The organism is Geobacillus thermoleovorans (assembly GCF_001610955.1).
Lineage (GTDB): Bacteria > Bacillota > Bacilli > Bacillales > Anoxybacillaceae > Geobacillus > Geobacillus thermoleovorans.
In genome coordinates this window covers 203,474-222,515 of the sequence record NZ_CP014335.1, presented here as the reverse complement: position 1 = coordinate 222,515, position 19,042 = coordinate 203,474, and the positions used below count along the sequence as shown (strand labels likewise).

At 54.3% G+C, this 19,042-nt stretch carries 12 protein-coding genes, 11 tRNA genes and 3 rRNA genes; 2 read left to right on the top strand and 24 right to left on the bottom strand.

Annotated elements, in window-relative coordinates:
• Positions 1–120 precede the first annotated feature (120 nt).
• The 15 genes from rrf to GT3570_RS01190 all read right to left on the bottom strand — a co-directional run bounded on the left by rrf (position 121) and on the right by GT3570_RS01190 (position 8,361).
• Positions 121–237 (bottom strand): 5S ribosomal RNA (gene rrf / locus GT3570_RS01260).
• 237 nt (positions 238–474) lie between these two features.
• Positions 475–3,404, bottom strand: a 23S ribosomal RNA gene (locus GT3570_RS01255).
• Positions 3,405–4,109: 705 nt separating this feature from the next.
• Positions 4,110–5,666, bottom strand: a 16S ribosomal RNA gene (locus GT3570_RS01250).
• The 16S, 23S and 5S rRNA genes sit together here with 11 tRNA genes alongside, the layout of an rRNA operon.
• 117 nt (positions 5,667–5,783) lie before the next feature.
• Positions 5,784–5,857 (bottom strand) — tRNA-Gly (locus tag GT3570_RS01245).
• A 169-nt stretch (positions 5,858–6,026) separates the two neighbouring features.
• A tRNA-Pro gene (locus GT3570_RS01240) sits at positions 6,027–6,100 on the bottom strand.
• A 4-nt stretch (positions 6,101–6,104) separates the two neighbouring features.
• Positions 6,105–6,181 (bottom strand) — tRNA-Arg (locus tag GT3570_RS01235).
• A gap of 76 nt (positions 6,182–6,257) precedes the next feature.
• Positions 6,258–6,340: transfer RNA gene (locus GT3570_RS01230), tRNA-Leu, on the bottom strand.
• A 15-nt stretch (positions 6,341–6,355) separates the two neighbouring features.
• Positions 6,356–6,437 (bottom strand) — tRNA-Leu (locus GT3570_RS01225).
• 5 nt (positions 6,438–6,442) lie between these two features.
• Positions 6,443–6,518, bottom strand: a tRNA-Lys gene (locus GT3570_RS01220).
• A 293-nt stretch (positions 6,519–6,811) separates the two neighbouring features.
• Positions 6,812–6,886: transfer RNA gene (locus tag GT3570_RS01215), tRNA-Gln, on the bottom strand.
• Between the two features lie 14 nt (positions 6,887–6,900).
• A tRNA-Asp gene (locus tag GT3570_RS01210) sits at positions 6,901–6,976 on the bottom strand.
• A gap of 32 nt (positions 6,977–7,008) precedes the next feature.
• A tRNA-Glu gene (locus GT3570_RS01205) sits at positions 7,009–7,080 on the bottom strand.
• A gap of 19 nt (positions 7,081–7,099) precedes the next feature.
• A tRNA-Ser gene (locus GT3570_RS01200) sits at positions 7,100–7,192 on the bottom strand.
• A gap of 7 nt (positions 7,193–7,199) precedes the next feature.
• Positions 7,200–7,274 (bottom strand) — tRNA-Asn (locus tag GT3570_RS01195).
• Between the two features lie 637 nt (positions 7,275–7,911).
• Positions 7,912–8,361: a SprT family protein gene (locus tag GT3570_RS01190; RefSeq protein WP_011229744.1), complete on the bottom strand. Its 450-nt coding sequence runs from the start codon at positions 8,359–8,361 to the stop codon at positions 7,912–7,914.
• A gap of 89 nt (positions 8,362–8,450) precedes the next feature.
• Between GT3570_RS01190 and cmpA the strand changes: the two genes are divergently transcribed.
• Complete coding sequence (gene cmpA, locus GT3570_RS18375) at positions 8,451–8,564, top strand: cortex morphogenetic protein CmpA (protein WP_013144046.1); 114 nt, start codon at positions 8,451–8,453, stop codon at positions 8,562–8,564.
• 18 nt (positions 8,565–8,582) lie between these two features.
• Here the strand turns inward: cmpA and GT3570_RS01185 are convergent, their stop codons facing one another.
• The 6 genes from GT3570_RS01185 to acpS form a co-directional block, all read right to left on the bottom strand.
• On the bottom strand, positions 8,583–10,748 hold the full coding sequence (locus GT3570_RS01185; RefSeq protein ID WP_062898318.1) for a Tex family protein: 2,166 nt from the start codon (positions 10,746–10,748) through the stop codon (positions 8,583–8,585).
• Between the two features lie 265 nt (positions 10,749–11,013).
• A complete protein-coding gene (gene ndoA, locus GT3570_RS01180; RefSeq protein WP_003253417.1) occupies positions 11,014–11,364 on the bottom strand; it encodes a type II toxin-antitoxin system endoribonuclease NdoA in 351 nt (116 codons plus the stop codon).
• A 4-nt stretch (positions 11,365–11,368) separates the two neighbouring features.
• Positions 11,369–11,650 carry a CopG family ribbon-helix-helix protein gene (locus tag GT3570_RS01175; RefSeq protein ID WP_011229742.1) on the bottom strand — a complete coding sequence of 94 codons (282 nt, stop codon included), beginning with the start codon at positions 11,648–11,650 and terminating at the stop codon, positions 11,369–11,371.
• A gap of 126 nt (positions 11,651–11,776) precedes the next feature.
• Complete coding sequence (gene alr / locus GT3570_RS01170; RefSeq protein WP_011229741.1) at positions 11,777–12,931, bottom strand: alanine racemase; 1,155 nt, start codon at positions 12,929–12,931, stop codon at positions 11,777–11,779.
• A 248-nt stretch (positions 12,932–13,179) separates the two neighbouring features.
• The gene (locus tag GT3570_RS01165) at positions 13,180–14,193 is read right to left on the bottom strand and encodes a LolA family protein (RefSeq protein WP_014194683.1); all 1,014 of its coding nucleotides are present in this window, start codon (positions 14,191–14,193) and stop codon (positions 13,180–13,182) included.
• 79 nt (positions 14,194–14,272) lie between these two features.
• Positions 14,273–14,662, bottom strand: a complete 390-nt coding sequence (gene acpS / locus GT3570_RS01160) for a holo-ACP synthase (protein ID WP_011229738.1) — start codon at positions 14,660–14,662, stop codon at positions 14,273–14,275.
• A 113-nt stretch (positions 14,663–14,775) separates the two neighbouring features.
• On the opposite strand from acpS, the gene GT3570_RS01155 reads away from it, so the two are divergent.
• The gene (locus tag GT3570_RS01155; protein ID WP_014194682.1) at positions 14,776–15,393 is read left to right on the top strand and encodes a rhomboid family intramembrane serine protease; all 618 of its coding nucleotides are present in this window, start codon (positions 14,776–14,778) and stop codon (positions 15,391–15,393) included.
• Positions 15,394–15,404: 11 nt separating this feature from the next.
• On the opposite strand, the gene GT3570_RS01150 is transcribed toward GT3570_RS01155, so the two are convergent.
• The 3 genes from GT3570_RS01150 to GT3570_RS01140 all read right to left on the bottom strand — a co-directional run bounded on the left by GT3570_RS01150 (position 15,405) and on the right by GT3570_RS01140 (position 19,040).
• Positions 15,405–16,769: a degradosome RNA helicase CshA gene (locus GT3570_RS01150; protein ID WP_394606843.1), complete on the bottom strand. Its 1,365-nt coding sequence runs from the start codon at positions 16,767–16,769 to the stop codon at positions 15,405–15,407.
• A gap of 99 nt (positions 16,770–16,868) precedes the next feature.
• Complete coding sequence (locus GT3570_RS01145; RefSeq protein WP_062898317.1) at positions 16,869–17,591, bottom strand: alpha/beta hydrolase; 723 nt, start codon at positions 17,589–17,591, stop codon at positions 16,869–16,871.
• Positions 17,592–17,663: 72 nt separating this feature from the next.
• The gene (locus GT3570_RS01140) at positions 17,664–19,040 is read right to left on the bottom strand and encodes a UDP-N-acetylmuramoyl-tripeptide--D-alanyl-D-alanine ligase (RefSeq protein WP_062898316.1); all 1,377 of its coding nucleotides are present in this window, start codon (positions 19,038–19,040) and stop codon (positions 17,664–17,666) included.
• Positions 19,041–19,042 lie beyond the last annotated feature (2 nt).

The following is a 19,042-nucleotide window of genomic DNA, read 5'->3' as shown; positions in this document are numbered from 1 at the left end:
AAAACAAAAAGGACGATCCCGCGCAGCCTTTTGGCTCGCTGACAGATCGCCCTGTTGCGCAATCGCCCCTAAAAAGAAAAAGGGAATGAGGCGTGTCGAAACTCCCTGGTGAATGAAGCTGCCTAGCAGCGACCTACTCTTGCAGGGGCGCTGGCCCCAACTACCATCGGCGCTGGAGGGCTTAACTTCCGTGTTCGGGATGGGAACGGGTGTTTCCCCTCCGCCATAGCCACTAGGCAATGATGATCATCTTGGACAGTAATTATTATATCCATCCTGTTGGATTTGTCAACAGGATGTTCATTCCCTCAAAACTAGATAACCGTTGGAAGAAGCCGCTCGCCTGCGCTTTTCGCATTGTCCAGCTCCGGCTCGCCGCCGCTCGGGGTCAAATAACCTTCGCCTTCGGGATCGGAAATCCCTGCAGGCGAAGAACATTTGCCCGTCGCGGCGACCCGCTCGCCTGCGCTTTTCTTGGTTAAGCCCTCGATCGATTAGTATCCGTCAGCTCCACGTGTCGCCACGCTTCCACCTCGGACCTATCGACCTCGTCATCTTCGAGGGATCTTACCCGCTTTGCGCGGTGGGAAATCTCATCTTGAGGGGGGCTTCACGCTTAGATGCTTTCAGCGCTTATCCCGTCCGCACATAGCTACCCAGCGGTGCCCCTGGCGGGACAACTGGTACACCAGCGGTGCGTCCATCCCGGTCCTCTCGTACTAAGGACAGCTCCTCTCAAATTTCCTCCGCCCGCGACGGATAGGGACCGAACTGTCTCACGACGTTCTGAACCCAGCTCGCGTACCGCTTTAATGGGCGAACAGCCCAACCCTTGGGACCGACTACAGCCCCAGGATGCGATGAGCCGACATCGAGGTGCCAAACCTCCCCGTCGATGTGGACTCTTGGGGGAGATCAGCCTGTTATCCCCGGGGTAGCTTTTATCCGTTGAGCGATGGCCCTTCCATGCGGAACCACCGGATCACTAAGCCCGACTTTCGTCCCTGCTCGACCTGTCCGTCTCGCAGTCAAGCTCCCTTGTGCCTTTGCACTCTCCGAATGATTTCCAACCATTCTGAGGGAACCTTTGGGCGCCTCCGTTACCTTTTGGGAGGCGACCGCCCCAGTCAAACTGCCCACCTGACACTGTCTCCCACCCCGCTAAGGGGTGCGGGTTAGAATTTCAATACCGCCAGGGTGGTATCCCACCGTCGCCTCCACCGAAGCTGGCGCTCCGGCTTCCCAGGCTCCCACCTATCCTGTACAAGCGATACCAAAATTCCATATCAGGCTGCAGTAAAGCTCCACGGGGTCTTTCCGTCCTGTCGCGGGTAACCTGCATCTTCACAGGTAGTATAATTTCACCGGGTCTCTCGTTGAGACAGCGCCCAAGTCGTTACACCTTTCGTGCGGGTCGGAACTTACCCGACAAGGAATTTCGCTACCTTAGGACCGTTATAGTTACGGCCGCCGTTTACTGGGGCTTCGGTTCGCACCTTCGCTTCCGCTAAGCGCTCCCCTTAACCTTCCAGCACCGGGCAGGTGTCAGCCCCTATACGTCGCCTTTCGGCTTCGCAGAGACCTGTGTTTTTGATAAACAGTCGCTTGGGCCTTTTCACTGCGGCTCTTCAGGGCTCTTCACCCCAAAGAGCACCCCTTCTCCCGAAGTTACGGGGTCATTTTGCCGAGTTCCTTAACGAGAGTTCTCCCGCGCGCCTTAGGATTCTCTCCTCGCCTACCTGTGTCGGTTTGCGGTACGGGCACCTCTTCCCTCGCTAGAGGCTTTTCTTGGCAGTGTGAAATCGGGGACTTCCGGATTACTCCGTCGCCGTCACCGCTTAGCCTTATGATCCGCGGATTTGCCTGCGGATCAGCCTCACGGCTTGGACAGGCTCTTCCAGCCGCCTGCTCGCCCTATCCTCCTGCGTCCCCCCATCGCTCAAACGGGAAGAAGGTGGTACAGGAATCTCAACCTGTTGTCCATCACCTACGCCTTTCGGCCTCGGCTTAGGTCCCGACTAACCCTGAGCGGACGAACCTTCCTCAGGAACCCTTAGGCTTTCGGCGCAGAGGATTCTCACCTCTGTTTTCGCTACTCATACCGGCATTCTCACTTCTAAGCGCTCCACCAGTCCTTCCGGTCTGGCTTCTCTGCCCTTAGAACGCTCCCCTACCGATGACCAACGGTCATCCCGCAGCTTCGGCGGCACGTTTAGCCCCGGTACATTTTCGGCGCAGAGTCACTCGACCAGTGAGCTATTACGCACTCTTTAAATGGTGGCTGCTTCTAAGCCAACATCCTGGTTGTCTCGGCAACTCCACATCCTTTTCCACTGAACGTGCACTTCGGGGCCTTAGCTGGCGGTCTGGGCTGTTCCCCTCTCGACCACGGATCTTATCACTCGCAGTCTGACTCCCGGGCATAAGTCGTTGGCATTCGGAGTTTGACTGGGTTCGGTAACCCGTTTGGGGCCCCTAGCCCAATCAGTGCTCTACCTCCAAGACTCTCAAACCCGAGGCTAGCCCTAAAGCTATTTCGGGGAGAACCAGCTATCTCCAAGTTCGATTGGCATTTCACCCCTACCCACACCTCATCCCCGCACTTTTCAACGTGCGTGGGTTCGGGCCTCCAGCCGGTGTTACCCGGCCTTCACCCTGGACATGGGTAGATCACCTGGTTTCGGGTCGACGACGACGTACTCACACGCCCTGTTCAGACTCGCTTTCGCTGCGGCTCCGCCTCTTCGGCTTAACCTCGCACGCCATCGTCACTCGCCGGTTCATTCTACAAAAGGCACGCCATCACCCATCAACGGGCTCTGACTACTTGTAGGCACACGGTTTCAGGTTCTCTTTCACTCCCCTCCCGGGGTGCTTTTCACCTTTCCCTCACGGTACTGGTGCACTATCGGTCACTAGGGAGTATTTAGCCTTGGGAGATGGTCCTCCCTGCTTCCGACGGGATTCCTCGTGTCCCGCCGTACTCAGGATCCGCTCGGGAGGGAACGAAGTTTCGACTACAGGGCTCTCACCTTCTCTGGCCGGCCGTTCCAGACCGGTTCGTCTACCCCGTCCCTTTCTCACTCCCATCGTGAGCGGTCCTACAACCCCAAGAGGACATGCCTCTTGGTTTGGGCTGTTCCCGTTTCGCTCGCCGCTACTCAGGGAATCGCGGTTGCTTTCTTCTCCTCCGGGTACTAAGATGTTTCAGTTCCCCGGGTGTGCCCTCCATGCCCTATGGATTCAGGCATGGATACTGCCCCATTACGGACAGTGGGTTCCCCCATTCGGACATCTCCGGATCAACGCTTGCTTACAGCTCCCCGAAGCGTTTCGGCGTTTGCCCCGTCCTTCATCGGCTCCTAGTGCCAAGGCATCCACCGTGCGCCCTTTCCAGCTTAACCTATTGCGCTCTCGGCTTCTTCCTTACTGTCTAGCTTCGGCTCGCCGCCGCTCGGGGTCAAATAACCTTCGCCTTCGGGATGTGAACATCCCTCCAGGCGAAGAACATTTGCCCATCGCGGCGAAACGCTCGCCTCCGCTTTTCCGGTTATCTAGTTTTCAAGGAACGAGACTGCTTCTTGAATTTGCTTCTCTGCAGTCTTGCATCGAGGAATCCCACTTCCTCGAATCTGCTAGAAGACGCAGATGCAAAGTTGCTGCCTTGAACCTGCTTCTTCGCTGGTTTGCGTCGAGGAATTCGGCTTCTCCGAATCCACTTGTAGACGCAGACGCAAACGAGACTGCTTCTTGAATTCACTTCTCTGCAGTCTTGCATCGAGGAATCCCACTTCCTCGAATCCGTTTGTAGACGCAAAGCGACTTCTTTGAACAAACTTCCTTGCGGCTTTGTGCCGAGGAATCTTGCTTCCCTGAACCTGCTAGCAGACGCAGGCACAGATGCGAAGCAACTGAAGGAATTTCTCATTCCTTCAAAACTGAACGAAACAGAAGCGCGTTTTGCTTTGAATAACGACTGATGTCTAGCTCCAGCGCCTGGCTCTCTTCTGCCAAATAACCTTCCCCCTCGGGGTGCAAGCACCCCTGCGGGTGAAGAACATTTGGCTTCGAGAGCCAAACGCGGCGCTTCCGCTTTTCTTCGTCCTTAGAAAGGAGGTGATCCAGCCGCACCTTCCGGTACGGCTACCTTGTTACGACTTCACCCCAATCACTTGCCCCACCTTCGGCGGCTGGCTCCCGTAAGGGTTACCGCACCGACTTCGGGTGTTGCAAGCTCTCGTGGTGTGACGGGCGGTGTGTACAAGGCCCGGGAACGTATTCACCGCGGCATGCTGATCCGCGATTACTAGCGATTCCGGCTTCATGCAGGCGAGTTGCAGCCTGCAATCCGAACTGAGAGCGGCTTTTTGGGATTCGCTCCCCCTCGCGGGTTCGCAGCCCTTTGTACCGCCCATTGTAGCACGTGTGTAGCCCAGGTCATAAGGGGCATGATGATTTGACGTCATCCCCACCTTCCTCCGACTTGTCGCCGGCAGTCCCTCTAGAGTGCCCACCTTCGTGCTGGCAACTAGAGGCGAGGGTTGCGCTCGTTGCGGGACTTAACCCAACATCTCACGACACGAGCTGACGACAACCATGCACCACCTGTCACCCTGTCCCCCGAAGGGGGAACGCCCAATCTCTTGGGTTGTCAGGGGATGTCAAGACCTGGTAAGGTTCTTCGCGTTGCTTCGAATTAAACCACATGCTCCACCGCTTGTGCGGGCCCCCGTCAATTCCTTTGAGTTTCAGCCTTGCGGCCGTACTCCCCAGGCGGAGTGCTTATCGCGTTAGCTGCAGCACTAAAGGGTGTGACCCCTCTAACACTTAGCACTCATCGTTTACGGCGTGGACTACCAGGGTATCTAATCCTGTTTGCTCCCCACGCTTTCGCGCCTCAGCGTCAGTTGCAGGCCAGAGAGCCGCCTTCGCCACTGGTGTTCCTCCACATCTCTACGCATTTCACCGCTACACGTGGAATTCCGCTCTCCTCTCCTGCACTCAAGTCCCCCAGTTTCCAATGACCCTCCACGGTTGAGCCGTGGGCTTTCACATCAGACTTAAGGAACCGCCTGCGCGCGCTTTACGCCCAATAATTCCGGACAACGCTCGCCCCCTACGTATTACCGCGGCTGCTGGCACGTAGTTAGCCGGGGCTTCCTCGTGAGGTACCGTCACCGCGCCGCCCTCTTCGAACGGCGCTCCTTCGTCCCTCACAACAGAGCTTTACGACCCGAAGGCCTTCTTCGCTCACGCGGCGTCGCTCCGTCAGGCTTTCGCCCATTGCGGAAGATTCCCTACTGCTGCCTCCCGTAGGAGTCTGGGCCGTGTCTCAGTCCCAGTGTGGCCGGTCACCCTCTCAGGCCGGCTACGCATCGTCGCCTTGGTGAGCCGTTACCTCACCAACTAGCTAATGCGCCGCGGGCCCATCCGCAAGTGACAGCCAAAGGCCGCCTTTCAACCAAAGACCATGCGGTCTTCGGTGTTATCCGGTATTAGCTCCGGTTTCCCGGAGTTATCCCGGTCTTGCGGGCAGGTTGCCCACGTGTTACTCACCCGTCCGCCGCTGACCAAACCAGAGCAAGCTCCGATTTGGTCCGCTCGACTTGCATGTATTAGGCACGCCGCCAGCGTTCGTCCTGAGCCAGGATCAAACTCTCCAAAGAAAGTTGATTGGCTTTTTGCTTCAGCCGCAGCACCAAAGGCGCTAAACGACCTCCGCTTTTCGTCGCGCTTCGTTTCGTTCAGTTTTCAAGGAACGAAATAATCCTATGGACTCTTCATGGAGCGGGTGATGGGAATCGAACCCACGACATCAGCTTGGAAGGCTGAGGTTTTACCACTAAACTACACCCGCATAATTTTTGATGAAACACCCATCACAATCTTTCATGCCCCTTCCTCTGCCAGCCGATTCAAAGAAGCTGGATGCGTCGGGGCAACTCGAAGCGTATTCGGCGAAGTGAAGGCTCGTGGCTGAGGTTTTACCACTAAACTACACCCGCATAATATTTAGTTTAACAAAATCGGGAAGACAGGATTTGAACCTGCGACCCCATGGTCCCAAACCATGTGCTCTACCAAGCTGAGCTACTTCCCGATGATGGCGCGCTCGAGAGGATTCGAACCCCTAACCTTCTGATCCGTAGTCAGATGCTCTATCCAATTGAGCTACGAGCGCAATAGATTATTGCACCAAAGAGACGGATTATATTTTAGCAACTCGCTGTGTTGCTGTCAATAGTTTATCTAAAAAATGCGGTCGAGAGGACTTGAACCTCCACGGGGTCGCCCCCACTAGGCCCTCAACCTAGCGCGTCTGCCATTCCGCCACGACCGCATATTGACTAATCAGTGCGGGTGGAGGGACTTGAACCCCCACGCCGTGAGGCGCCAGATCCTAAGTCTGGTGCGTCTGCCAATTCCGCCACACCCGCTAATATGGTGAGCCATGGAGGACTCGAACCTCCGACCCTCTGATTAAAAGTCAGATGCTCTACCTACTGAGCTAATGGCTCATGGTTGGGTATACACTCACAGTGAACGTTGTCCCTTCCTCTGCTAGCATATTCGAAGATGTCGGATGCGTCGGGACAACTCGAAGCAAATCCGAAGATGCTTTGCTCGTTGCTCTACCTACTGAGCTAATGGCTCATGGTGATCATAACACTCTAAGTACTGATGAACTCTACCTGCCTCTTCCTCTACCAGCTGTTTCAAGGAAGCCCGGTGCGTCGAGGCAACTCGCAGCGAGCTCGAAGATGCAGCGCTCGTTACTGAGCTAATGGCTCATGTATTTAACACATAAAAATGGCTGGGCCAGCTGGATTCGAACCAGCGCATCACGGAGTCAAAGTCCGTTGCCTTACCGCTTGGCTATGGCCCAGCGATTTAGTGCAATGGCGGTCCCGACGGGACTCGAACCCGCGATCTCCTGCGTGACAGGCAGGCATGTTAACCACTACACTACGGGACCACAAATCGCGGGGATCACCCCGCGCTATTCAGTGACCCGTACGGGATTCGAACCCGTGTTACCGCCGTGAAAGGGCGGTGTCTTAACCACTTGACCAACGGGCCACGCATATACGTATTGGAGTGGCGGAGAAGGCGGGATTTGAACCCGCGCGCCGTAAAGCCACGACCTAACGGTTTAGCAAACCGTCCCCTTCAGCCACTTGGGTACTTCTCCAAAGAAATGGCTCCGCAAGTAGGATTCGAACCTACGACCTACCGGTTAACAGCCGGTTGCTCTACCGCTGAGCTATTGCGGAATGATGAAAAAATTATATGTCACGCATATCTTTACGATGTGCTCGTTGCCTCTTCATCTGCCAGCTAATTCAAGGAAGCGAGATGCGTCGAGGCAACTCGTAGCCAATTCGAAGATGTGAGGCTCGTCGCTGAGCTATTGCGGAATGATGTTTGACAATCGACATTGTTTATTATATTGAGCAACTTGTCGTTTGTCAATACGTTTTTCCGCAACTTGCTCTGCTGTTTTCCACCGTTTAGCGACGGCTTTTATAATTTAGCACACGATCATCTTGATTGTCAACCTTTTTTCGCAAAATGTTTTGTTTGATTATTGGCGTTGACTGGACATTATAGTTTAACATATTCTTGGCGAAAAGGCAGCTTGTCTATTTTCTCGACTGACGAACACCAAGGCGTGACGGAAGACCGAACAGCCACCCGCTTCACAGACCCATGCATGGGTCTGAAAGCGGCGTTGTTCAGTCGCCCGACAGTCGATCAAATGCCGAGGCTATGGAAAAGCTGCAAATGTTAAAGTTTCAAATTGCATCTACTCTGAAAATACCTGAGCTTCAAAATGTGTAAAACTGTAATATTCGACATAGAGATATTTTCATCCTTCCGATGGCAACCAAATTTTTTTGTCATGGAAGTCTAGGATAGTTTGAGCTTGCTTCGGCAGCGGCCGCAAACATAACGGTCTATGTTGATCCGTCTTTTGCGGCGGTAGGTGAGGCCGCATGACGTGCAAATGTATGTGTAGATCGTTTTCGGCGCTTTTGTATTTCGAGCAAGCGGACGACAATAGCGAGGCGCCCCCACTTTTTGCAGCAGTTCGCGGAAGTCGCGGTCGCGGTGGCGGTAGCCTTTTCCCTCAAGGTGCAAGTGGTAATGGCAAAGCTCGTGTTTGATGATGGCGATCAATTCTTCCTCGCCGAACTGCTCGTAATGTTTTTTATTGAGCTCAATGTTGTGCGTTTGCAACATGTAGCGCCCGCCGGTGGTGCGCAAACGAGGGTTGAAGAAAGCGGTATGGCGAAACGGCTTGCCGAACACGCGAATGGAAATTTGTTCGACAAGGGCTTGCAGCTGCTTTTGGTCCATGGCGGGTCTCTCCTTCATCTTTTGGCACAGGACAATTCACCATTACATACATATATATTACCTTTCCACTGTCAGGGAGGTGACTGATTTTGCCTACATGGCTGAAAAATCAGATGAGACGAGCCTACTATGAGAAAAACCGTGAGCAAATTAAACTGTTGAACCAATGCTGGTTTTTTTATCGGAGAAAACACTGCTCCTAAGGCAGTGCTTTCTCCATTTCACTCTTTCGGCGGCACCATCGACAGCGATATTCTTCCCTTCGCCACATCGACATGCTCGACCCATACTTTGACGACGTCGCCGACCGAAACGACATCGAGTGGATGGCGCACGTATTGTTTGCTTAGTTTGGAAATGTGCACGAGCCCGTCCTGTTTGACCCCAATGTCGACAAAGGCGCCGAAGTCAACGACGTTGCGCACGGTTCCTTCCAGCTCCATGCCTGGCTTCAAATCTTCCATCTTCAACACATCTTTGCGTAATAGCGGCTTGGGCAGCTCGTCGCGCGGGTCGCGCTCTGGGCGGCACAACGCGTCAATGATGTCGCGCAACGTCAGTTCTCCGATGCCGAGCTCGGCAGCCACCATCTCGACTTCGATGGCTTGCAGCGCCTGGCGCAGTTCATCACTGCCAATGGCGGCGGTCGTAAATCCTAACTTACGCAACAGTTGCTTCACTTCCGCGTACCGCTCGGGGTGAATCGGCGTGCGGTCAAGCGGTTCGTCGCCATCAACGATGCGCAAAAAACCGATGCACTGCTCGTACGTTTTCGCTCCGAGCCGAGGAATCGTTTTCAGCTCTTCGCGGTTGCGGAATTTCCCTTGCTCTTCGCGACGCTTGACGATGTTTTCTGCAACGGTTTTCGTGAGCCCGGACACGTACTGAAGCAGGGAGACGGAGGCAGTGTTGACGTTGACACCGACTTGATTGACGACCGTCTCGACGACGAAACGAAGCGACTCGGCAAGCTTTTTTTGCGACACATCGTGCTGGTATTGGCCGACGCCGACCGATTTTGGATCGATTTTGACAAGCTCGGCGAGCGGGTCTTGGACGCGGCGGGCGATCGAGACGGCGCTCCGCTCTTCGACTTGCAGGTCGGGAAACTCAGCGCGTGCAAGGTCGGAAGCAGAGTAGACGCTCGCTCCTGCTTCATTGACAATCAAATAAAAGATATCGCGTTGCACATGCTTCAGCGTGTCGGCGACAAACTGTTCGGTTTCCCGAGATGCTGTTCCGTTGCCAATCGCGATCATATCAACGTGATGGTCATCAAGCAGGCGAAGAAGTTTCGCGCGCGCCTCTTCTTTTCGCTCTTGCGGCGGATGCGGATAGATCACATCAATGCGAAGCAGTTTCCCCGTTTCGTCGACAACGGCGAGCTTGCACCCAGTCCGATAGGCTGGGTCGATGCCGAGCACCGTTTTTCCTTTGAGCGGCGGCTGGAGAAGCAGTTTGCGCAAGTTTTCAGCGAAAATATGGATGGCCCGCTCCTCCGCTTTCTCCGTCAACTCGTTGCGGATGTCGCGTTCAATGGCAGGCTCCATCAGCCGCTTGTATCCGTCCTCGATCGCTTCTGCCACGATGGGAGCGGCCGGGGACGATTCATCAGCGACTGTTTTTCGCCGCAAATAGCGAATGATGTCCTCAACAGGCGCCTTGATCGAGACGCGCAGCACCTCTTCCTTTTCACCACGGTTTAACGCCAACACGCGGTGCGGAACGATTTTAGCGAGGGGTTCCTCGTAGTCGTAGTACATTTCGTACACACTCTTTTCGTCCTTTTCCGGCGCTTTGGCAACCGAAGCAATCGTTCCTTTCCGCCGTGTCTCGTCGCGCACCCATTGACGAAGAGCAGCGTCATCTGCCACTTTTTCGGCGATGATATCTTTCGCACCTTGAAGCGCCTCTTCAACGGTTGCGACTCCTTTATCTTCGTTGACGAACATTTCGGCCTGTTGTTCCGGAGTTGGGGCCGGTGGACACGAAAGGAGCCATTCGGCAAGGGGTTCAAGCCCTCTCTCTTTTGCGATTGTTGCTTTCGTGCGCCGCTTTTGCCGATATGGGCGGTATAAATCTTCGACTTGTTGCAACTTCGTGGCCTCAAGAATGTCGCGCTTTAACTCTTCCGTCAACTTCCCTTGCTCATCAATGAGGCGAATCACTTCCTCTTTCCGTTGCTCTAAATGCTGCAAATACTCCCATCTCTCAAGTACTTCACGAATTTGCACTTCATCGAGCGCCCCAGTCATTTCTTTCCGGTAGCGGGCGATAAACGGGATCGTGTTTCCTTCTCGATGGAGCGCAATGACGTTTTCGACTCGCTTCGCTGCCAGCTGCTGCTCGGCGGCAATGACTTCAATGAGCCGCTGTTCGTTAGCCAAGCGATTCCCTCCTTAATGACATGGAAAATAAAAAAGCGCTACCTGTACGCAGCTGCTTTGTGAAACAGTATACATAGATGAAAATGGAAGGACAGATCGTTCCGGGAAGACCGATCTGCCCGTCTCACTAACGTGAACACTCGATAATCAAGACCGATGCCGCACGTCAACGCCGCTTTCCCCATCCGCTCGGCCGCCCGTTGGCAACCGAAAACGCCGTTTCTCCTGTTCGCTGTTATGCCAAAAGCAAAGGTTTTTCGCTCTATCAAAAGTCGATCAGCCCTAAGCTAATTTGCAGCGCCTCATCGACTTTATCCATCATTTCATCGTCCAAATGAGTGATTTTATCGGTCAGCCGTTGCTTGTCGATCGTGCGAATTTGCTCAAGCAAAATGACCGAATCGCGTTCAAACCCGTAGCGTTTCGCGTCAATCTCGACATGCGTCGGCAGCTTCGCTTTTTGGATTTGCGCCGTAATCGCCGCGACAATCACCGTCGGGCTAAAACGATTGCCGATATCGTTTTGGATCACCAACACGGGGCGCACGCCGCCCTGCTCCGAGCCAACAACCGGGGAAAGGTCCGCAAAATACACGTCGCCACGTTTGACAATCAAAGCATTACCCCCCGCTAACTAAGCGTTCAACGGTGTGGTCGGCCTCGTATTCAGCATGAAACGCTTCAGAAGCGATAGATAAATTGATTTTCGCCATTTCCATGTAGCCTCGTCTCATCGCCTCGCGAATTTGCCGTTTCTTCCGCTCGCGAATGTACATTTTCGTCGCTTGATAAATGAGTTCATTGCGGTTGCCGTTTTCCTGCTTTACGAGCACGTCCAGTTCTGTCAGCAGCGACTGCGGCAAACGAACGACGATTTCCGCTGTTGCGCCAGATTCCGACACAAATATACACCTCCACGAACTGCAGCCATTGATTGCTTCCACTTCATGATACCATTAAACAACGGCGCTGCAAAGTCATTTCTCCATTTTCTATCCTTTGTCTTCCGAAGCAGATTATGCATCGCTTCATCCGCGACCAACGGCGTTTCTCACTTCCATTATACGCTTATTTCGGAAAAAAATACGGGGCACCCGGTAGCCGATCGTGCACGGCACTTCATAATTGATTGTGCCCAAATGACGGGCGACATCATCGATGGAAATGACTTCGTCCCCTTGGCGGCCAATTAATGTCACCTTCGTCCCGACAGGCAGCGGCTCCGGCAGGCGGATCATGCATTGATCCATGCAGATACGGCCGACGATCGGCGCCCGCTGCCCGCCAACAAGCACATGAAAGTGCTGCAGGCGGCGCAGCCAGCCGTCCGCATAACCGATTGGAATCGTGCCGATCCACTCTTCCGTCTGCGCGGTGTACGTCGCACCGTAGCTCACCTTTTCGCCTGGTTGCAGTTTTTTGACGTGTACAAGGCGGCTATGGAGCGAAAACGCCTCTTTCAATTCGTATGGGAGGAGCGGCTTGATGTCCGGCGATGGGGCGAGCCCGTACATCGAAATGCCAAAGCGAACCATGTTGAACGCTCGATCGGAAAAACGAAGGGCCGCCGCGCTGTTGGCGCAATGAACGAGCGGCGGCCGCGACGGCAGCCAGTCAAGCATATGCAAAAAGCGGGCGTATTGATAAGAAAAGTAATCCGTATTCACTTCATCAGCGGTCGCAAAATGCGTATACACCCCTTCAAGCACAAAGGGCGGATGGCGATCGATCAAGGCCGCTATTCGCTTTGTCTCCTCTTCGTCTTTAACCCCAAGCCGTCCCATTCCCGTGTCCATCTTTAAATGGAAATGAATCGGGGTCGAACCGTTATATAGCGATGACGCCTTCTCGAGCCAATCAGAGCGAAACACGGTTAAGGCGATGCGGTGTTCGGCGGCCAACGCCACATCCTCGGGACGAGACGCCCCAAGCACTAAAATCGGGGCATCGATGCCTTTTTTTCGTAAGGCAAGCGCCTCGTCCAAAAAGGCGACGGCCAAGCGGGAAGCGCCCGCTTCGAGCGCCGTTGCCGCCACTTGGGCATCGCCGTGCCCGTAGGCGTTCGCCTTGACAACGGCCATAATTTGCGTACCCTCCGGCAAAAAGCGGCGCAAATTCGCGACGTTGTCGTAAATGGCGTCCAAATCAATTTCCACCCACGTATCGCGGTGAAACTCGTCCATCCTCTCTCGCTGCCTTTCTAGTCATAGCCAGTTTGAAAGCGCTTGAATCGATTGGATTCCTTTTTTAGTTTACCATGTTCCTAGGGAAGAAGGAATAGGATGAGCGGCGGAAAAATGAGAAAAACGGCGGAAAACATTGGAGATCGCAACGATTCGTCCACTGTCCTGCCTTCACTGCTTCTGCACAAAAACAAAAAGCAGCTTCTCCGCTTCAACGCGGAAAGCCGCCTGTTTGCAAAACCGCACTGTCATTTTGCCGCTTTTTCTTGCACTGAGCTGGCGACCATCACCATTTCTTCCGGCGTCAAATCGTCCGAGGCGAGCGTAAACTCCGCCCCATTGTACCACCATGTCAACGTTCGGTCGGTGAGGGCGCCAATGGTGAATCCTAAATCAACCGGGTCGCCGTTGACAAGAACTGGCATGCTTGTCGCCGGAAGCACATCCGCTTTTTCTTGCACGAGCGTAAACGATTTTTTGCCGCCGAATGTCATAATGACGCGCGTGCCGTTTTCACCTTTCACTTCTTTTTCCTCGAGCGCTTGAACCCCTTTCGGAAGCTGACTCGGGTACATGACGGCCATCACTTGCTCTTTTCCTTCGGCCATCGTTGGCACCTCAAGACGGGCGCCAGTCATGTTTTTCTTTGTATCAAACGCGTCATCATCAAACTTTTTGTTAAACTCGACGTTGGAAAACTCGACCGTCAACAGCGCTTTCCGGTCCGTATCCATCACTTTGACCGAGACGGGCGCCAAATCTTTTTTGCGCAGTGTAATCTCTTGGGTTGGAATGACTTCGCTGTTCGGGTAGTTCGTTTTCGTCTCAAACACATAGTAATCGTCCGTCGCCTTAAACTTCGCCTTCGAATCGCTCAAAATGTCTTTGACGAGCGATTCGTACAAATACGCTTGGCTGCTGTTTTTCGGCCAATCGCTCACAAACTTGAAGGTTTTGTTGAGCGCCGGCGTGAAGACGAACACCCCTTCGTCATTGCGCAAAATCATTTGGCTTTGTCCTTTGTCGGCGTTTTTCAAGCTGACGCGGTAGTAGGACGGCTGCTTGTGCCACACTTCAACATGATACACTTGCGGCTTCTCACCGGTGCGGAACGTCATTTTCGCCTCAGCCTGATAACCCGTCATCTCATCGACCTTTTCATCAAGCGCCTTCAGCACCTCTTCCTGCGATTTCGACCCGCAGCCAGCCAAAGCAAACAGAAAAATGATGCCGACCAACGCCATCAGCACGTTTCTGCCCATCGCTTCAACCCCTTTGCCTCATATATCGATTTCTACCCATGCACTACAATATATGAGACAACTTTCGGGAATATGCAGACTAGCCATGGCAAGCATCAGCCGGCGTCATCGGTCCAAGGCGCTCAATGACGACTTGGGCGACGGCGTAATCGCGGCTATGGGAAATGGACAGATGAACCGTCTCGCCATCGCGGCGGGCAGCAATGCTCGGCTTTCCGTGCTCATCGGAAACGATCTCGATGTCTTGAAACGATAGATGCCGCCCGATCCCCGTTCCGAGCGCTTTGGCGTACGCTTCTTTAGCCGCAAATCGCCCGGCGAGAAACTCTGCCTGTCTTGCGGGCGGCAACTCGCCAAACTGCGCTTTTTCACGCGGCGTCAAAATTCGCTCTGGAAATTTGCGGCTCCGCTCAAGAAGGGAGCGGATCCGTTCCAACTCTACAATATCAATGCCAATGCCGACGATCACTGCTTCCTCACCTATCCTATCCGCCCTGATGGTCGGACAAATTTTTTATGAGAGACCCGCATAAGATGGCTTATAAAAAACGCCCCATTTCCGCGAAGAAGGGAGACCAACCCGTGTTTCAACATGCAAGCGATGTCCGCTCATTTGTCCGCCTTTATCCCGTCGTTGCCGCCTTATTATTGGTCCATATCGCCGCATGGCTGTTGTTTTCTCTTCCCTTGACAGCGCTTGAACCCATTTGGCAATACGCCGTCGGGACGAACGGCGCGATCCGCCATGGAGAGTGCTGGCGGCTTGTCAGCCCAATCGTGCTGCATCGCGATTTCCACCATATGGCCGCCAACAGTTTGTCCTTATGGCTGTTTGGCCCCTGGCTGGAGCGCGCACTTGGGAAAAGAAAGTTTTTGTTTCTGTATATCGGAGGCGGAATCGGCGCCAATGTCGCCACTTTATTCCTTCTGCCGCCGCTGTACACCCATGTCGGGGCGTCGGGCGCCATTTTCGCCTTGTTTGGCATGTACAGCTACCTCGCCCTATTCCGCCGCGACTTAGTCGCCCCCCGCCACGCCCAGCTGCTGCTTTCGGTCATGGCGGTTCATTTGCTGATTGGCATCATGACACCACATGGGAATTTATTGGCCCATCTATTTGGCTTCGCCGTCGGCGGCCTGCTTGCCCCCTTTTTGTCCATCCGCCCCAAGCGGCCGTCGTTTTACATGCCTCGGCTATGAAAAAACGGCGCTTAATGCGCCGTAATCCGCCGTTTCTTCGTCCGGCTGCGGGCTGAGCCGTCCGGGCGGCCGCCCCGTTTTTTCTCCCGCTTGACCGCTAAAGGCGGCTCTTCCGTCAATTGCACCGGCGTCGTATCCGGCTCGCGCGTCAACATTTTCAAGCAGGCAGCGACAATCGTTACCGAATCGTGCTCTTCAAGCAATTCTTCCGCTGCCCGTTTGTAAAATGACAGGTTTTCGGTCTCCACGACGTTGAGAAGCTTTTCGATAGCGATACGCTGTTGGCCTTCGAGCGCCTCATCAAGTGTCGGCGGCTTCATCCGCTCCATTTTCCGCTTCGTCGTCCGCTCAATATGGTGAAGCTGGCCGATCTCCCTTGGAGTGACAAACGTCATCGCCACCCCTGTCTTGCCGGCGCGCCCGGTGCGCCCAATCCGGTGGACATAGCTTTCCGGGTCTTGCGGAATATCAAAGTTGTACACGTGCGTTACGCCGGAAATATCCAAGCCGCGCGCCGCAACATCCGTCGCCACTAAAATTTCAATCGCACCTTCCTTAAACTTGCGCAGCACCGACAGCCGTTTCGCTTGGCTTAAATCGCCATGAATGCCTTCCGCTGCATAGCCTCGCAAGTTGAGCGCCTCTGCCAGCTCATCGACACGACGCTTCGTGCGGCCGAACACGATCGCGAGCTCCGGCGCCTGAATATCAAGAAGCCGCGTCAAAATGTCAAATTTCTTTTTCTCGTGCACTTCTAAGTAGTACTGTTGAATGTTCGGCACGGTCATTTCCTTTGCCTTCACTTTGACAAGTTCCGGCTCGTTCATGAAGCGCTCGGCAATGCGGCGAATCGGATCCGGCATCGTCGCCGAGAACAGCAACGTCTGCCGCTCGGCCGGCACATGGCTTAAAATCGCCTCAATATCTTCGATAAAGCCCATATTGAGCATTTCATCCGCCTCATCGAGAACGACCGTATGCACATGCTCAAGGCGGAGCGTCCCGCGGTTGATATGGTCGATAATACGGCCCGGCGTCCCGACGATCACGTGCGGATGTTTTTTCAAAGCGCGGATTTGCCGGTCGATATCTTGACCGCCGTAAATCGGCAAGACGCGCACGCGCTTGACGGCGCCGATTTTGTACAGCTCTTCTGATACTTGGATGGCGAGCTCACGCGTCGGCGCGACAACGAGCGCTTGAACAGCGCTGTTTTTCACATTCACTTTCTCAACGATCGGAATGCCAAACGCCGCCGTTTTCCCCGTTCCGGTTTGCGCTTGACCGATTACGTCTTTATTTTGCAGACTGAGCGGAATCGTCTTCGCTTGAATCGGAGTCGTCTCTTCAAACCCCATCCGCTCGATCGCTTTCATCACTTCTTGGCTTAATCCTAATTCTTGAAATGTCGTCAATGTTATCCAAACTCCTTATAAAAAATCGTCCCTTTATCCGAGAGAAAGGTTTGACAGTTATCATACCATGTTATGCGGTGATTTGCAATGATGGGCATGGGCAGCGCGCAAAAATGTTTCCACCTCGGCAAACAAAACGTGGCGATCCGTGCTATGGCAGACGTGGTGGTACGAATTCGGCAAAAACAACAGCTTTTTTTCTGACGAACCGATTCGTTCATATAAATAGTAGGCGCTTTTTAGCGGCACGATCCCATCTTTTTCTCCTTGCACAATGAGCGCGGGTGCCGCGACGCGCGGAAGTCGGGGACGCACATCGCGAACGAGTTTGCAAAACTCCCTGACAGCTGAAAACGGGGTCGCCATCATTTTGTTTCGATAGCGGAGAAACAGTGGGTGCTCCCGCGCTCCTTTCCATCCATTGGCAAACATCTCGCGGATGTCGCGCCATAATTGGCGCGGGTTGACATAGTAAAACGCAGCGCTTAGCAGCACGAGTTTGGCGACCGGGTATTTTTCCGCCAAGTAGACGGCGATCACTCCACCCATTGAAAACCCAATGACATACACCACACTGCAACGGTGATGGAGCGCTAAAAACGCTTGTTCCGCCGCCGCGATCCATTGGTCGTATGCAATTCCTTTCAGCCGCAGTTCGCTTCCGTGGCCCGGCAAGGTCGGCGTTTCGATCATCCAATCGGTCCGCTCCCGCAAATAATCGGCCAGCGGCGCCACTTCTTCTGGACTTCCCGTAAACCCGTGAATACATAAACAGCCGATCATCATTTCCACCCCCGCCCGAATGAAAAGCGGCGCCTGTGACGCCGCTTTTAGTTTCTCTCGGGTTGCTTGATGTTACACCCAATATCGAAGCAACTCTTCCAATTTCATGCCGCGCGATGCTTTCAATAAAACAATGTCATCCGAAGTCGCGACGGAACGCACGGCCTCGGCCAACGCTGCTTTATCGTCGAACTCCCTCACCCGCCCATCATCAAAAAATGGGGCAGCCGCCGCGGCGATATGGTGCGCCAGCGGCCCGTAAGTGAACACATAGTCCACCATTCCCGGCCGCAACACCTCCCCGATCTCTCGATGAAACGCCACTTCTTCGTCACCAAGCTCCAACATATCGCCCAATACGGCGATTTTTTGCCGGTAGCCGCCTAATTCCCCAAGCAGCGTCAAGGCGGCGCGCATCGATGTCGGACTGGCGTTGTAAGCATCGTTAATGACCGTAAAGCCGCACTTTGTTTTGACGACTTCCGTACGCATGCGCGTCACTTGCAGGCGGGAGAGAGACGCATCAATGCCTTCCCAATCGATGCCGAAAAAGCGGGCGACCGCAATGGCGGCGAGCGCGTTGTACACATGATGCTTGCCTAATACCGGCATAAACAGCGTCCGGCCGGGGAGCGCATTGATGACAAACGATGTTCCTCCCGCTTCAATGCGCACATCGGTCGGATAGTAATCGTTCTGTTCGCCCGCCCCGAACGTCACGACATGGCGGGGAAGCAGCAACTTCGGCACGCGCTCCGTCAAGAGCGGCTCATCGCCGTGGTAGACGAATAAACCATCATGGTGCAAACCCGCCAAAATTTCCAACTTCGCCTTGGCGATGCCTTCCCGCGACCCGAGCTCCTGCAAGTGTGCTTCTCCGATATTCGTGATGACCGCTGCGTCCGGACGGGCGATCATGGTCAGCCGCTCGATTTCGCCAAACCCGCTCATCCCCATTTCGACAACGGCCATCTCCGTCCCTTCGTCAAGCGAAAGAAGCGTCAGCGGCACGCCGATGTGATTGTTCAAGTTCCCTTCGGTCTTTTGCACTCGATAGTGGGTTGAAAGCAGCGCGGCAATCATATCTTTCGTCGTCGTTTTGCCGTTGCTGCCAGTGACGCCGATCACCTTCATTCCAAGCTGCTCGCGGTAGCGGGCGGCGAGCCGCTGCAATGCCAAAAGCGTATCATCCACAACGACCACTGGCACACCTTCCGGCGGCGTTCCTTCCCTTTCCGCCCACAGTACGGCGGCGGCTCCTTTTTGCACCGCTTCTTGCACGAAATCGTGGCCGTTAAAGGTCGCACCGCGCAACGGAACGTACAAGTTGCCGGCTTGGATCGTCCTTGTGTCGGTTGACACACCGCTTACGACCATATTCTCCCATTCCGGCTTTAAACACTGTCCGTCAGCCATTTCGGCGATTTGCCGCACTGTCCGTTTGATCATCG